The sequence below is a fragment of the bacterium genome, from assembly GCA_030247525.1.
Lineage (GTDB): Bacteria > Electryoneota > JAOADG01 > JAOADG01 > JAOADG01 > JAOTSC01.
The window spans coordinates 1-17965 of the sequence record JAOTSC010000068.1 but is presented as its reverse complement, the minus strand read 5'-3'; the positions used below and the strand labels follow the sequence as shown (position 1 = coordinate 17965).

Annotated in this window: 5 protein-coding genes; 1 reads left to right on the top strand and 4 read right to left on the bottom strand. The window is 48.2% G+C overall.

Features of this window, described 5'->3' with window-relative positions:
* From OEM52_07825 to OEM52_07810, 4 genes are all read right to left on the bottom strand, one after another.
* The coding region (locus tag OEM52_07825) for a C25 family cysteine peptidase (GenBank protein ID MDK9700036.1) at positions 1-3521 on the bottom strand (3521 nt) is incomplete at its 3' end.
* A gap of 39 nt (positions 3522-3560) precedes the next feature.
* Positions 3561-5084 carry a T9SS type A sorting domain-containing protein gene (locus OEM52_07820; protein MDK9700035.1) on the bottom strand — a complete coding sequence of 508 codons (1524 nt, stop codon included), beginning with the start codon at positions 5082-5084 and terminating at the stop codon, positions 3561-3563.
* A gap of 203 nt (positions 5085-5287) precedes the next feature.
* Positions 5288-10432, bottom strand: a complete 5145-nt coding sequence (locus tag OEM52_07815) for a T9SS type A sorting domain-containing protein (GenBank protein ID MDK9700034.1) — start codon at positions 10430-10432, stop codon at positions 5288-5290.
* Between the two features lie 180 nt (positions 10433-10612).
* Positions 10613-15700, bottom strand: a complete 5088-nt coding sequence (locus OEM52_07810) for a C25 family cysteine peptidase (protein MDK9700033.1) — start codon at positions 15698-15700, stop codon at positions 10613-10615.
* A gap of 463 nt (positions 15701-16163) precedes the next feature.
* Here OEM52_07810 and OEM52_07805 point away from each other — a divergent pair.
* Positions 16164-17965, top strand: a 1802-nt coding sequence (locus OEM52_07805; GenBank protein MDK9700032.1) for a hypothetical protein, incomplete at its 3' end; no start/stop codon positions are given.

Sequence of the window (17965 nt, the reverse complement as noted above, 5' to 3'; positions counted from 1 at the left end):
ATTGACATCCAATAGAAAGTTGGCGAGGATTGGAGTTGGGTAACACCATTCGCGAGGTATTGCTCGGTTGTAAATAGAATTGCGCGGTTAACATTCATTCCATTGGAGATTACCCGTGAACCGGGGGTATATGTACTCCAGTAAGTATATTCGAATCCACTGGTGTAATCTCGGTTCGCGATACCGATCGTGCCGTAATCGACATCGGTACCATGCAACATCGGTTGTCCGGTTCCATTGTAAAAATTCTTGTACTGAAAGAGCAATTTCGCGTCCCCGGTTGGCGTGGGATATTCATTCTGATCGAATACGACCAATTGAAACTCCTCGGCACCTCTCGCGCCAAATGCCATTTGACCTTTCCATGTGATAACATAACGGTGATTGGCTGAATCGCTGTAGTAATAGACGCCATTTGCGCCGCCAACCACTAAATCATCCCAGAATACTGCTACGATGTTGCGTGGCCCCTCCACCGGCGGTAACCGCCAATTTCGAAAATTCGCATACTGATCCTGATGCATCCCGTAATAATCGCCAAACGCCGCCCACCCGTTGGAACAAACAGTCATGGAATCGTATGGGACACCGTAATACTGCACTGGGAAGGGGGTTCTAATTCCGACAGCATCGTCGAATGTTTCTCCATTGTCATTAAGCGCTAACCGCGTTCCCAAACCATTGGTTATAATTTCTATCCAATCGAATGTGGGATGCGGTTCATATCCTGTGTCGCTGTTATCGTATGCATAGTAGCCATATAAATCCGGACCGGTCGGATCGTTGGTGGAACGCGATCCAAATGACATCGTGAAGAGAATGGTATCCGACATCGAAGGGGTGCTAAAAATTACCTGAAATGGTAATTGCGAGCCGGGAATCGTATGAACATCCGATTGGATAGTCCACGGTACAGCCGAATTGGTAACACTATCCCCCATCGGCAGACTCAAGTAAGAAGAGATATCACTTGTTACAGTGATATAGGGTGACAGGGATACTAAAGTAGCTTCGACCGGTGTCGAGATTGCTTGTCCACCAGTATTGGTTACTCTAAGTGTAAGCGATCCACCATTGCCTGGTTGGATTACCGTAGGCGAAGTTGCAAAAGAGACGTATCTCGCATGATAGGATCGTACTGTGATATTGAAGAAAAGTGGAAACACCGCCTGATTCGTTGTTACAAGCAATTGCACAGGAATATCTGTGTTGTCGGATATTCCATAAACTACCATGATTCGGAACGGATCGGCACTGGTAGCATTCGAGTCAACTGCAACATCAAGCCAACTGGCGGTCGAGTCTATGATCGAAATTCGGGGGTCGTCGCATCGCAACACACCGCTAATCCCTGTCAAACCTTGTAAACCACGATTCTGAATTCTAACTGACAGATCCACGGTTTCGATGGGATTTATCTTCCCATCTTGATTACCAAAAGTGCCGTTCGTTGTATCATCATCAACGAAAAGCTGAGACACCCCGAGGTCGAACGCCATTTGTGTCACTTGAATTGTATCAATAATGGGGTAAAAATTGTCACCGGCACGATTCCCGACGACTGAAACCACCAGTTCACCCGTAGTTTGGTTGGTTAGCGATAGCAATACATTTCCTGTTGCGTCGGTCGTGGCTCGACAATAGGTTTCCGTAATGCCGTCACTATTTTTCTTCCATACAGTCACCAATGCCTCATTCACTGGTAAGCCGTTTTGTTGGATATTTAATAGCAGACTGTTTTGCGCTAATCCAATTACTGTGGGAATATTGTGTGTAAGATATTGTGGCACACCGGTCCAAAACTGGACAGTTAAATCACCCATCACATTGTTCCAATGGATAAAATAGTCGGAATAACTCGTATAGCCGTGAAAATTTCGCCATAATTGATACTTCCCTTCAAAGTACATCTGGGCGGAGATACGGGCGTTTTTCAATCCCAATCCATAATACATGCCGGTCACAACACAGTTATTGTAAGGTGGGGTTGAACCGGGCAATGCTGTCGACATCCCCGACAATCCTCCGGTCGGTGCCGTCGGGGTACCTTGCCGAATCACTGCTTCGCTAACAGCGGTAGTCGTCGTGCCATACCAATTACCAGAACTGCAGGTGGTGTTTACCGAAACAAAACACTTATTGACATTCGATAATACCGTTAAATCCGATGGATTTAGTTCCCCTAACAAAGCGGGCCGATGCGCCCAAAAGATTGCCCCAGGTGATAGTCGTTGACTTATCAGTGAGGAACTGACATTACCAACGTGTTCATCATACATCGTATTCAAGATGCCACGTTGGTTCATTTGCTGTAAGCAATAGCGAATCGCAAAAATGTTCGATGTACTGTTCTGAGTGATTCCAGCATATCCCCAACCGCGTGTGTACCAAGTGGTATCTGTCATGAGTGGATTGCGTTCATAGTTAATCGTCCGGTTTACCATCAACTGCAGTTCGGCCTGCGAAGTTGCTGATAACCGCGCGACCCAGACATCAACCAACAAGTCGGTACCAACAAGCTCTCCATAGATATTGTCGGTTTGATAATTATACAATCCAATCGGTGCTGGCAGTTCGTAGGTAGTGGTAGTGCCTCCACCATCGCCAACCAGTAACACACTTTCCAATGGAGGTTGCCAAGTATTGTAGGCGTTGCGAATCGTTGCGATGATATCATTCGGACTGGTCGTAGTAGTGGTCACTATTTGTGTAGGTCTTCCACTCAATGTCTTCCAATCGGCAAATGCTTGTATGGTTGCTACAGCGCCTGGACGACATACAATCATAATTTGACCGGGGCTTGCCTCATTGGCTTCAGCGATTAAATCCTCTGCGCCAATGATATCGCGATACAGCGAAGCAAACGAAGGTACCGGATGGTGACTGGCTCCGAGTTCATTCACCCCTTCGCCACCGATTGGCAGCACTTCCAATTCGATCTCCGTATAGACACGCAGTGTGCGGGTTACCGGGTTTGCTTGCACTGGTTGCACGCCAAGCAGTATAAATCGCGCATCGCGAATGCAACTCGGTTCGCTAACTCGAAACAGTTCTCCTGGATAGAATTCATCCGTATGATATTGAACACTATCGAACTCCAACTTTCCGGTGAATTTTCCTTCTTCAGAATAAGCCGTGATGACTTGTTGCGGTAACACATCGATGTTTGGGTATTCGATGTACTCCGAATGCAAAACGCGAACATCGACATTTCCCCGGTTGGGAATTCGGATTGCCCGCGACACTGCTGGCAATTGTGGTTTCCCGGTTTGCCACAGGCGAGTTTCACCGGCAATTGAAATCATCGACCAACTCTGTTTCTCCAGTTCGACGCTCTCAATTTTCACATCCGGGCTCAAAAACCGTATCCGGTAGTGTCCCACCCCGAGTTTATCGGTCACAATTTGAATTGCACCTTCTTCGGGTATCCCGGTGATATTGTCATCGTCAGGTGTCCAAGGTCGACCAAAGACAGTTGTTGCCAGTAACAAGCAAAGGAGGAGGGTAAATCTCGGCATCATGGTCAGTTCCTTTCGATTGTTGTATAGAATCGCAAAAGGCTACCGGATCAATGCGATTTTTTGGGTAACACACTGATTGTTTGTATGCAGGACAAGGAAGTACACTCCACTGGGTAATGACTTCCCATCCAAGCGAAACGAATGGCTACCCGTTGCGAGATTTCCTTGATGAATCGCTTGCAGACATTGTCCTGCGATATTGTACAGTTCCAAGGAAACACTGGAACTGGCAGCAAGATTTACGCGGACAGTTATCGCTGCATTGAACGGATTGGGATAAGATGATAAGAGTGCAATTTGATTCGGGAGCTCGTTCGTAGGCGTTTCCGGAACGGCGACAGTACCGACCGAATCGACGCAAATAAGTTGAAGATTGGCATTCGTTCCGGTCAGGATTACAAAGCCGTTATTTTGCGTTCTTGTGAGCCGTGAACCGGGAAACGGGCTCGATTGTCCAAAGACCCGGTACCAGATCGGATTGCCATTGCGGTCGATCTTGTAGAGCCAGACATGACCCTGTTGCGGAAGCGAATCCGTTTGTCCGGTAAAGACAAAACCATCCTCCACTTCAATCATATCGCGAAAACTCTCGAACGCAGTCCCGCCGTAAGTCGTATCCATCAAAGGTTGAGTCATCGTGGCATTCATACGAATCAACCACGGGTGTCCAGTATTCTGCCAACTAAATGCGGTATAACCGTAACAGAATAGAGTAGTGTCACTCGCCGCCAATGCTCCGAACCCATCTTCATAGGGAACGATTGTCAATGGCGGTACTCGCGAATAATAATCGATATCTCTTCCGGTACCCGCCGTATCGATTATCATCATCAACATATCCTTATCGATGTACCCGCTGAAGTAATTCACGAATGTGTGATTACCGCCGATGACAAATCCGCCGCCCGGAATGTCGTCGATGCGGAAACCTTCGCTTCCTATTTGCTCGGGATATATGTTCATCCAAAGCGAATCTCCAGAAGCTGAAATTCTCATCGCTGCCGGTTCGACGTGGTAGATATCCGCCATTTGCATTATTACCGATCCGCCACAGGCGTATATCGAACTATCGGCTGCAACGACTAAATCATTCACCCGATTCCAGAAATTGGTCCCGTATTTTCTTGTCCAAAGGGTATCGCCAATCTCATTAACCCGGACAAACCAATTCTTACGATTTTGATTTTCGCCAATCCACTCCAATCCGTCGTAATTCCCGGTTCCGCCCGCCGCCAGATAACCGCCGCCCGGCATCGTAACGACCGATTTGAAGTAACCGGCTGAATCGCCGACTTGATAGCGTCTTGTCCAAAGGGTGTCGCCATTCGAATTCAATCGAGCTAGCCATGCATAATAATCATAATCAAGAGAGATTTGAATGTAGCTGAACCCGGAAACGATAAAACCGCCATCCGGTAGTGAGCGAATGCAAGTAGGGAAATCCATAGCGCCGAGATCGTATTCGCGGGTCCATAACTGGGCGTAGGCATTGGTTCCCAGCAAGCAGAAAATGAGGGTAAGCAGAAGTAAAGTGAAACGGGTACTGCTGAGAAAGCGATTCATTGTTAGTCCGTTTGCAATGGTAGTCACATCAATTTACGAACTGCTTGGAGAATTGTCTATAGCAAAACAAGACTTTGTAAAGTTTTTTCTGCCAGGAATAGTTTACCGTTACCGGTTGAGAGATTCCTCACAACAACAAAGGGCGAACCGAAGTTCGCCCTTGTGTCAGTTGGCGTTAGATTACGCCATACTTTCGATGAAAATTACTTCACCAGAATCATCTTCTTGAGGGAAGTGAAGTTTCCACTCTCGATCCGGTAGAAGTAAACGCCCGCTGCGAGCGACTTCGCTTCAAACCGTACGGTGTGGTAACCTGCCGGTAAATATCCGTTGACCATCGTTCCGACTTCCTGACCGAGCATGTTATACACGGTAAGTTTGGTAATGCCGGAGTTCTTAAGGTCAAACCGGATTTCCGTCGTCGGATTGAATGGATTCGGGAAATTCTGATGCAGTTTATACTCGTGCGGTAATCCTGTCACTTCTTCCGGCGCCGAAACGACGGTCGTAGTGAACGGAATAGCAACTGTTGAACAGGCATTCGTCGTAATCAGCACACTTGCTGAATAAACTTGTCCCAATACCGCAGAGTCGGGCATCGTGACTTGTAAGAACAACTCCGCCGTTCCACCCGGAACAACGATACCGTTTGCCGGATCAACCATCGCCCAACGTTGCCAGCCGCCGCCGCCACCGGGGCTCATATCGGTAAACGATACTGCATAATTCACCCAACCGTTGGTCGGGGCTGCCGTGTTGTAACAAGCGATGTTGCGATTGTTTGTACCATCGGCATTTTGAATACCGACTGTTGCGGTTCCAGCCGCTGGAATCGTGTTGTAGAAGAATACGATGGCGTTGTTGGCACCAAAGAGTTGCATTTGGAAATGCACTGAATCGGTACCACCAAAATGACGACCATCCCATTGGATGATGAACCGGTTCGTGGTTGCATCATAATACTTAGTAACCGATGTTACTAAGTCCCGCCAATACTGGAAAACACCATTCACGACATTGGCATTCGGAAGTGTACCGCTCAACCAGTTGGCACCGGTTGCATCGAACTGAATGTAACCGTTCGAGCTAAATACCGCGCTGGTGTAATTGGTTCCGTAATAACGGAAGGAGAAGTTATCCAATGTCGTAACCAGAATTTGATCATCCATATTGGTAATGACTTCAGTACCAATACCACGAATATCCATATAGGATAACCAAGTCGGGAAACCGGCTTCTACGTTATCCATCGCTTCGTATCCGTAGCCGTCCGGACCCCAAGTTTGGTCGATGGCAGGCGGGGTATTGGTCGTATTCTCATCCAACCAACGCTGGTAGGCAGCCTTTTGCTCGGGAGTTCCGTTCAAAGGTTGTGCCATTGTAGTTTTCGCTTCCGTCTTGATCGGTTCGTTAACCACAACGCTCGGGGGACCAAAGCGCATAGCCGGCGCTTCGCTCGAACGCTGCCAGAGCTTCACATTATCGGATGCAACTGAACGCAATTCGTCAGCGACGCTGTATTGAACACGAGTTGCAAATTCCAACTGATAGTCGCCGGAATTTGTCAAGATAATCGTCTGGGAACGCGATTCACTCGGTGGTACTTGGAATTCGAGCGAAGTAACGTTCGTCGCGACATTTGCCCGATACAGTGTATCACGCATTTCCGTCGTATCGTTTTCGACGATTGTAATCGCCGGGTAGTTGACCACTGAACCAAAGCAATCGGCATTGATCTGGACGGGATAAGTTCCCGATGGTAACTCAAGGAACCAGTATCCGGTAGCGTCGGTAGTTGCATTAAACGCCGGAACGAATCGAACGTGGGCACCTTCAATCGGCGCTCCGGTGGCACGAGTTACATAACCGGTGGCGTATCCATGCGAACCTAAGTCGGTCGTAAACTCGATTGCAAAACCTTCTGCCGGCATTGCTTCCGTGTTTGTACCATACTGCAGGAACATGTTTCCAGTTTGTGCACCTTGAATACCAATCGTTCCCGTTGCATAAGCAGGGTTCCCGGCATCAGCAGCGCCATACTGATAAACAATTCGTCCGGTGCTGTAAAGAATTACCTGCACATTGAAGTTGCGGTATCCCGGAGGATTTGAAAAGTTACGGTCACGGAGGTAATACGAGATGATGAAGCGACCATCATTCATATCTTGATACTTAACCCAGTGGGTTGTTTGATCCAACTGCAAATCGTCCCAGAAATACATGAGCGTTGCAGCAGGCAAATTTGTCGTAGGTAATGCGCCATTCGAGTAGTTAGTCGAACCGGTAGCTGCAAACTGAATATTGCCGTTGGTGGAAACGATGCAGTTGGAATACGTGTTGCCATAATATGGGAACACGAAGGTTCCTAACGACAATGGCGTTGTCGCATCATCACCGGTTAATGTGAGAGGCGTGCCGGTAGTAGATATATCTACCCAACTATATACCGGCCCATTGGTATGATTACTGGTGCGATAGAAGTAACCGCCGCCATCGGGACCACCGAATTGAGCCGGGAGAACACGCGGTCCGGCAAAGGTGCCAGTACCTTCCGGTAACCGCACATTCGATGCACCGGAGATAGCGGTGTAGTAATGGGTATAAGTTCCCACAGTCGGAATCGCAGTTGTGACGGTGTAACGTTGCGTTCCGGGGATAGCGCCGCTATCGGCTGTCATCTGAACACGATTGGTTCCCATAACAACTAAAACGGAATCCGGAGTAACCGAAAGCGAAGAATAACGTACCGTGAACGTAAAGGTTCCCGGTGCCATCATCGACTCAGGCGTTAACTCGTTGCCGGCAAGCATACCGGGGATCGCATTGCCAGTTATGCCAAAGGTGTTGGTAGGACCATTTGCCGCATTGGAAGTAACCGTTACGATATCATTCAACGAACCAACAGCTGTTGGCAACCAAGTAACGACCAATGCTGCGGAATCGTTCTGCGGAATGGTGCGAGTCGTCCAGTTAAACGTGCAACCGGCAGGGCCAGTTACAGCAGAGACCATTAACGGACCAACGCCAACGCTCTTAACATACAAAGAATCGGAGCGGGGGTAACCAACCGCAACATTTCCCATCGGAATTGTAGTTCTGGTGAAACCGATCCGTGGTTGATTGTTTGCAGAAATGGAAATGTTGTCCAAGAAAACGTCGGGGCCGTAATCGGTATGGCCAAGGAATCCAACGCGAATACTCGCTTGGTTGCCAGCGCCTTCCGGTAACGTTATTTCGGCATGACCCCATGTAGTACCGGGTGTTGTCGCGCCGCCAGTTGTACCAGTTGTTAAGTTGTTCGGACCGGTTCCACGCGCCCACCACATCATCGCCGGCACGTAGGTAACACCACCATCGGTGGAATAGACCAACTCTAATGTGTCATTATAGGATGCCGTGTAGCCACCGTAGTACGACCAATCGAACGTCACCAACGCAGAGCTGACGCCCAATGTCGAAATGGGGGGTGTCCACAAGAAATCCATCGACCCGCGGTTGGAATCGCTCCAGAAATTGATACGGGCACTACCGGTGTTACCATTTCCGGTCGCAAAATATACCCACGTATTGCCTATCACCGGTTGTTGAGCAATAATCCAATCAGCCGGTGGAAATGCGGTGGGGGTTGCTGTAGTAAAGTTTTCGTTAAAGGGTAACGAAAATGCATTCGACGTTGTTAACGTAACCGAAGGTGATGCCGCGGTTGCAACATTTGCTCCGTTTTGTGCCGTTACATTCAAAACGTAAGATTGTCCTGCCGTTAATCCGATAATCGAAACCGGCGTACCCCATTGCGTTAATGTGCGCCAAACTGCAGTTGTACCAAACGCGCCGTTTGCCTGTACGTACTGCTGATTCGTCGAGCAATAGATCGAATATTGGGTGTAGTTCGGATTCGCCGGCGTACTGTTGAATAGGTTGATTTGACCAGATGTGATTCCAGTTGCCGCGATGGTCGGGGTACCGGGAACATTCGCCAAAGTCCAGCCATCCGCGAATGCATACGCGGTTGATGTTCCGCCGCCACCAGTCGCGAAAATGCGATAGTAGTAACGGGTATTGAGTTCAAGATTGCCATCGGTATAGCTCACTGCATTCGCAGGGGCAGTACCGAGTAACGTGAAGTTGACATTATCCAGCGACCGGTAAATCGGGAAACCAGTCTCATCGTTGGCATTATCAGTCCAACCGATTGTCAATGAATTCATTGTGGAGGTTTGGATCGTTGCTGCTGATGGCGCGATGGGTGCAGCACCGGTACCGGTGGTAAAGCTCCAGATGGGACCCGGATTCGTCGAGGTACCATTCGATGCAATGACTTGCCAGTAGTAAGTGGTATTTGCAACTAAATTCGTCGGCGTATAAGAAGTTGTCGTGATACCCGTTGCAACAACCGTGACGGGTGGGTTAACGGTATCAAGTAACACATTGTAGGAGGTTGCTGCCGGTGCTGGCGTCCAGCTTAATGTTGCATTGAGCGGAACACCGGTTGCCATACTTGCAGGAACCGGGTTAGATGCTTGACCTAATGTGTAATAGAGGATTGCCGAATTTGCCAACGGTACCGGAACACCGCTCGTGGTATAAGCCAAGAAAATCGAACCGTGATAATTTTGGATACCGGCAGTTACAATCGTCGGTGTTCCCGTGATAGTACCGTATTGAACTAACACTTCGCCCGATTGATAGAGAATCACTTGCAGACTAACGCGGTTGGTTGCTGTGCTGTACTGCGCTAACGAGTCGTATGTAACTACTAATCGATTCGGGGCGGTTAAGTTTTGATAAGTAACTGTCGTTCCACCGTAACCACAGTGCATATCGCGTCCCCACATCCACACCCCAGCGGAGTCGCTGACATGGGGTAAGGTTGTCGAGTACGAATAGTTATATGCGCCACCAAACTGGATCATACCATTTGAGCAAGCATAAAACTGGGTGTAGGTGTTTCCATAAAAGGAAAAATCAAAACCGATGGGAAATGGACCCATGCTGTTGTCGTCGGTTAATCCGGTGATATTGGTTCCCCCGCCGGGAATCCAGTTAAACACCGGACCATTCGGCTCCTGCGAGTCGACAAAGCGGTAACCAAATGCGTCTGGTCCACCAACGAGATCAATCGATGGTGGGTTTGTTCGCGATTGCTCACGGAGTTGTTGTTCGAGATACGGCGTGCCAAAAGCTTTTTCTTCGGCAGTTACCGGTTCCGAACGCATCATCTTCTGTACAATCCTCGCAGCTTCCGCTTCTTTCTGTACTGCTACCGGTGATCCGGCAGCAAACACCATCGAAACAGAGAAAAGCGTGAGGATTAGTAATAGAGTAAAGTACCTGAGACGTGAATTCATGCGGTATTCTCCTATTCAAATCACGGTGAACGAGTCAGGGGGTTCTAACGGTACAACCCATAAAGGTAAAACGCCAGGATTCTGTTTCCAAGTCAAAATTGAGTGGCATCGTTTGCTTAAAAACAGAATCTACTGTCGATTATTGAACAGTTTTCCGATAAAAGTTACTCGAGCAACACTCTATTTCAAGAGCACGATTTTCCGAGTCGATGAGTACTCTCCACTTTGAAACCGAGCATAGTAAACACCACTTGCAAGCGATGTACTATTGAATCGAACGGTGTGTCTACCGGCATTCATTGGCCTGTGTTGCAATAGACGGGCAGTTTCCCTGCCTAACTGATCATACAAAACAAGCGATACTTCGCTCGCTATTGGTAATGCTACCACAAAGGCGGCTTGCCCATTAAACGGATTGGGATACACCGACTCCAAGGCAAACTGCTGGGGAAGCTTGTTTAGTGATTCTTCGGCATTCCCGCGCGATTCGATAAACATCGTTATTGGAACCGACGCCTGACGAGTTGTCGAGTTGTTTGTAATTAATAGATTTGCACGAAAAGTGTGATCGGCGGGTAATGACAGTGAATTTAACGTTATCTGCACGACCGCACTATCACCTGGTGCAACCGATCCACTGCTCGGTGAGTAAGTAAACCAATCGCGGTTCATTTCCAATTCGTACACCACTACCCGGTTCACAAAGGTCACCGGATTTCGCATCAACACGAGTAGTGTCCAAACCATCGGATTCCAGGAAGATGTTATCGCGGCACCGTATACAACTTCGGTTGTTGGTATGGTAACTACTTCCATCGATTCGCCCGTAATAGGATTGAACTTAACGATTTGCATTCCGATGCCATCCAACCGTGCCACCGCGTACAAAGGATAGCCATCCCGGTCGGAAGGATAGTACGCCATTCCCACCACATTAAAACTATTCGTTATCACTTGTGTTGTAATACCATCGTTCAATCGCAATGCATAAATCGGACTCATCCAATCAGCATAGTACAATAGTCCATTAGAAGTGTCACAAGCCAACGCCCGCGCTGGATTCACCAGTGCTTCATAACTGCGATGTACCACCCCGAGAGTATCGAATTGCTCGATCAATCGGCTGGAGGAACCGTAAAAGAATTCACCATCCCACGCTAAATCACGATAACCGATCAACGACGTATTGTCGCTCTGATTTAGCATTTGTTGCTGGTATCCAGCGCGATCGAACTGGTATATCCGATTTGGATTTGTACTGTTATGAGATCCAACCACCCAAAATGAATTTCCATCGAACTCGATACCCTGCAGTTCGCGGTCACCACAATTCGAGGAGGCAGGAAATGAGTATAGTTCTTCCCAAGTTGTATCGACTTCGTCAACGTTAAAATTGTAGACAAAGCTGCTGCTCCATTCTAACAACCCGTTCCCGTGGTTAAAAAGTCCTATTTCAGCTAACTCGGTATCGTTATGCTCCAACAACCGGCAATAGATTTGTCCGGTAGAAGCGGAATCGCCTCCCAACACTGAGTAGGCAAATTCCGGCATCGTCATGACAAAGTTTAGTATTGTGGTCGAATCTTGAGAAACATTGATCGAACGTGTCGTGTCATTGTATCCCGGTTTAGTGACAATGACGTTGTAATCACCAATCAAGACTTCGCTCAAGAAATACTCACCATTCCAATCAGTTGTTGCTAACCGCCCACCGGTGAGTACTTGCACCGTAGCATTGTCGACCGGTGAACCGTCCGACAGATGAGTCACTCTGCCGGTGATACTTCCAGTGATGTAGCTTTGGGTTGTTGTGAAGAGGATCGCTCGCTCGCAATCGGAGGAGTTCGCGATTATTGCACTCCCGGGCGTGTATTGATTCATATAACTAAATTCGATACCGTCAGTGAATGTACCTTCGGATATCCCGATGGTGGCGTAATCCGGTTCGTCATTATCACCAACGATATTGTTAAAAACCTTGTATTGGAACAAAATCATCGCATCGTTACTATAAGTCGGCCAATACAATTCGTCGCGGATAATCGCCTGAAATTCGTTTATCGAGTTGTTACCAAACACCCACCCGTACCAGGTAAGTACGAAAGTGTGATTTGTTGTGTCGTGGTAGACCCACACGCCATGCTGGGTATTCGGCATTACCAGGTTCTCCCAAAACGGGCATACGAGATTTGTCGGACCATTACTGGTCGGTAGGGGGGTATTCCGGAAATTATTGTATAGCGGCAGTCCGGCGCGCTGTTGTCCACCGAAGGCAAACCAGCCATTGGAACAGATCAATACGGTATCGAAAACATTTCCATAGTATTGCACCGGAAATGGTAGCGTGGCGTGGATGCTGGCATCGGCGGTTTCGACATTGTCGTTTAGTGGCAGGCGGGTGCCGAGACCGTTGGTGCGAATTTCCACCCAATCGAAATGAGGGCACATCGAATAGGAGGTGTCAGTATCGTCATAGGCGACATACCCGTATGAATCCGATCCCGTTGGATCGGAGGAAGAACGGGTTCCCACCGTTAGCGAAAAATATACCGTATCGATCACTGCACCATCCGTCAAAGCGATCCCGACGGTGAATTGCGAACCGGGAATGGTAGCAATGTTTGCACAGATTTCGAAGCGTTGAACACCGCTGTTGGATACAATTACACCAATCGGAAGTGAAGTAAAAATTCCGGTGGGATCAAGAAATGAAAGGTAGTTGGAATTGGAAAACACCGTTGCTTGCGTTAAACCGCCTCCCAGCCCGCCGATATTGCGAATAGAGGCGTTCAGAAAAACGTTACCTCCGGGTATGAACCAAGTGGAATCACCATTCAAATTCTCGATTGCTAACGAAACTCCCTCGACATCAATCGAACGAATCGTCAACGGAATTAAGACGTTTCGATTAAAGGTCGAATCGCTGGTAACGACCCACAAATGCAATGGAATGATTTCATTATCAAGCAAGCCAGTCAACAATTGTACGCGGAACATACCGACACCAGCACTGAAAGCGCCTGGTGATAGCGAATTCCACGATTGGTTCCCTTGCAGAATGGTTACCCGGGAGTCGGAAGAAGTAAGCGTACCGGTTATTCCCGATATCGTTGCGCTTTGTCCCCGGTTCGTCAAGCGGACATCGATATCAATGGTCTCGCCCGGATTTGCTGTGTTGTCGTTATTGCCAATTCTCCCATCGAGATTATCATCGACAATCATATAGTCCATGAGACCGATGTCGCCACTCCATTGGACAACGGCAATCGTATCGTGAATCGGATAGTAATTTGCATCGGCTTGATCACCAATGGCAGTCACAAACAAGGAACCGATTGATCGGTTTGACAATTGCAACAAAACTTGTCCTGCGGAATCGGTGCGAGCGCGGTAGTAGGTCTCATTTTCCCCCGTCTCATTCGTTTTCCAGACAGTGACCAACAAATCGGGAACGGGAACCCCTTCGCTTTCAATGTGAAGTGATAACTGGTTTTGCGATAGTCCAATGGTGTCGGGATAGGTTGTTGTTAAAAAGCGGGGAACCCCAGACCAAAGCAACGCCGTGGGGTCACCCATCAGATTATTCCATCGAGTATGATTGTTCACCATCGACGAATCGAGGATGTGATGATTCCTCCAGAGTTGAAATTTTCCCATCCAAGTCATCGGACCTGGTTGGTGGAGATTGAGTGTCCCCAGTCCATAGTATATCCCCGCGGACATCGTTCGCTCAAATTGCCAGTGGGTACCCGATGTCGCAGTTGCTACTGTTGCAATCGCACCACGCGGATTGTTTGGTGTGCCCAAGCGAATTAACGATTCATTAAGCCCGGTGGAACCAGACCAGTTGCCCGTACTTGACGCCAAGTGCATCGAGAAAAAGTACTTGCCGGTATTTTGGATGCCGGAAATATCTGTATCGTAAATCTGGCCGACGTAACTGGGGTTATGCGCCCAATGAGAAACGCCTATGGCGAATCGCTGATTGATTAATATTGCGTTGACCGACCCGGTGTGCTCGTCGTAAAACTGCTGATTTATCCCATGCAAGAGTAGTTGATCCAAACAAAAGCGAGTGGTGGTTCTGGTGTCATATTGATTATTTGAAACTCCGGCATACCCCCATGCGCGAGTATACCACTCTGTTTCCGACATTGTCGGGGTCTTCTCATAATTGATGCTACGATTGATCATTGTTGCCAACTGGGCGGCATTCTCACAAGAAAATCGACCGAGAAAAACATCGCCAAGAATATCGTTACCAGCGAGCATCGTATAGTTATGGTCAGTCGCCCCATAGCCGGTGGTCGAACCTGGTATCCAATATGAAGACGTCGGCCCTTCATCGCCAACAATAACAATTTCCTCCAATGGCGGGGTCACACTGTTGTATGCTTCCAGAATTGCCGATAGAATTATCCCCGCATTCAAGACGGTTGGCGGTGTGTAGGTAAGCGTTCGACAAGGTCGACCACTGGCGATTTTCCAATCCTTCCAAGGGTTCACCAATGCATTAATTATGGTGTCATCTCGATGAATCAAGAGAATGGTACCCGGTTGTGATGCGGCAGCGTCAGCGGCTAAATCGTCGCACCCGAGAACTTCCCGATAAAACGCGGCAAAACTTGGTACCGGTCCTACCGGGTGGTTGAGTTCATTTACACCCTGCCCGCCCATTGGTACCGTTTCTAATTCAATTGAATCATACACTCGAACAGAGCGTGTCACTGGATTTACCTGTACGGGGCTAATTGCCAGCATGGCAATACGGGCATCCCGCAATAACACCGGGTCGCTGATGGTTGCCAACACTTCAGGATACCAACAATCTTGGGTATAGCTGTCTTCATGATAAGTAAATGCAACTTGATCGGTCGGATTGGCGGGAATCGTTTGCATCGGTAACACGTCGATGTTGGAATACTCTGTGTAAGACGAGTTTACAATGCGGACGGAAACATTGCCTCGATCCGGAACCCTTACTGGGCGCTGTACTGTTGGCACCATCGGTTCACCGATTGTCGGCACATAGGATTCGCCATCAATCGATAGCATAGTCCAATTCCGGTCGTTTTGTGATATTTGTTCAAACTGTACTTGGGGGTTTGTAACCTGTATGCGGAGGTGCCCAATTCCGAGTGATTGCGAAGAAATCTCAATGGCAGAGTGCTTTTCCGATACGAGTGGAAGCTGCCCGTAAAGGGGTAACGCGGTAAAAAAGCCGAATAGAAGGGAGAAAACGGGTAATAAAGTCAAGATGCGTTTCATGTTGTTTCTCCTTTCCCATTGGTTGGGAATGATAGAAATCGTCAGCGGGGATTACACAAAAACAAACGGCGATGACTGTGTTTTTCCCCAAACGCTTGAAAAAGAACCGATTGACAAGTAACATAAGTAGTGTTTGGTCAATTTTCAATAGAAATTCGGATTTTACTCATTTTCCATGAATCTATCTCACAATTGGTAGCCGCGGGCTTTATCCCGCGTTTCATCAATTAGTGTAGCCTGTGTGCGGGCTAAAGCCCGCAGCCACCAGCCTGAAATATGAATGGCAAGATAGCATCATGTAACATCAGAGAACGAGGAAAATCATAAATTGCGTCACTTATGTTGTGTTTTCTTAACAGAAAGGGTAAATTCATAGTTGAACAACTTCTCATTACCAACCGAATAGTTCATTCACCTTAGACATTTTCACGACGGGTTTTGCTTTATTAACGAGGGAGGATTGATGATGTACCGTCGCTATTCTGGAATCTCTACGCTTGTTTTGACCCTGTTGCTGACCGCAGGGCTCTTCGCACAACCACTAACCGGTACGAAGTATGTCGGTGGTAATGCGCCGGATTATGCTACCATCAGTGCTGCCATCACTGCCTTGAACAGCAACGGCGTCGGTACCGGTGGCGTTACGTTTCGCATTCGCGGCGGCGTATATACCGAAGCGCCCGACTCGTTAATGTGGACAATGAACACGAGCTACACCGCCCGCGTCGCATTCGTTCCTGACGATACCCTCGGGGTGTTCATCAACAAACAGAGTACAACCTCGGCTCGGTTTGCGTTTTCCTTTAATAATGCCGACTTCATTACCATCGACGGCAGTCACCCCAATGCTCCCGGACGAAAACTCATTTCCATACAAGCTGCCGATACCGCCTTTGGACAATGGGCGTTGCGATTCATCAATGGCTCCAGTTACAACGTCATTCGTAATGTAGTCCTGTCGGTTGGATTGGCTTCGACCAGTACAAATGCCCGGGTCATTTTCTTTAATCCCTCCTCCTCATTTCAACCGCTATCGGGTTGTAAAGCCGACTCGTTTTACAACTGCCGGATTCAAGGCGGCTACACCGGCGCATATCTGACCGGTGAATCGATTATCATGAACGATAGTCTCTACTTCGGCAACAACGAGTTCGTCGATTTTAATGTCTATGGCGGCTATGTTGCCTACACCCGTTACAGTGTTTGGGAAAAGAACGATATCTATCGTACTGCGCCCGGTACTGCAACGATCTACGGTATCTATCACAATAACTCGAACAGCAACTTCGGGAAGTTTATCGGGAATCGAGTCCATGATCTTGAGGGGGGTACTAACAGCAGTGTGTATGGTTTGTATTTGAATAACGGAAGCAATCTTCTCGCTGCCAATAATATGATCAATCTTGCACCTGCTGCCGGTGGGACAGTTTATGGATTGTATCTCGGTACCAATACGGTTAAAGTGTTTTACAATACAATTCGGGTGGGTGGAGCGACCGGAGGAAACAACAATTCCGCCGCCATCACAATTTCCGGCGTCTCAACCGACTCCCTTCTCAATAACATCTTTGTCAACGAAAGAGCCGGTGGATCGTTAACGACGAATTATCATACCGCCGCGACGTATTCGTCAAGTACTCCGTTTGCATACTCTAATAACAATGTGTTTGCGAATACTTCCACATCCACTGATGATAACCAGTATGGAATCAGGTATAGTTCGACCAGTTACAATACGCTGGAGGATCTGCTGGGAGCAGGCACGGCATACGTCGGCGACGATCTCTCGTTCTCGGCGATTCCCCGGTTTGTCAGCGATACTGATCTACATATTGATGTCACTCAACGCACTCAAGTCGAGAGTGCTGCCCAACCGATTGACATCACAGTTGATTTCGACGGACAGACCCGTAATGCAACAACACCCGATATCGGTGCCGATGAGGGGAATTTTATTTCCGGCGGCGATTTTGTTCCGCCAACAATTCAACATGCCGGATTGCCTACCTACAATTACGTAACCAGCCGGGTTGTGATGGCTGTTATCCGCGATAATGTTGGCATCGCGACCGCGCCGAATCATCCCCGTATCTATTCCCGCAGCACAGTCGACACAGCATGGACTTTCCGAAATGCTGATTCGGTACGCTCCGATTCGTTATACTATTTCCATGTACCGGGCGTACCGTACGATGAACAGGTAGAGTATTATTTTGCCGCGCAAGACATCATCGGTAACTCGGTAACATTGCCATCCGGCGGAGC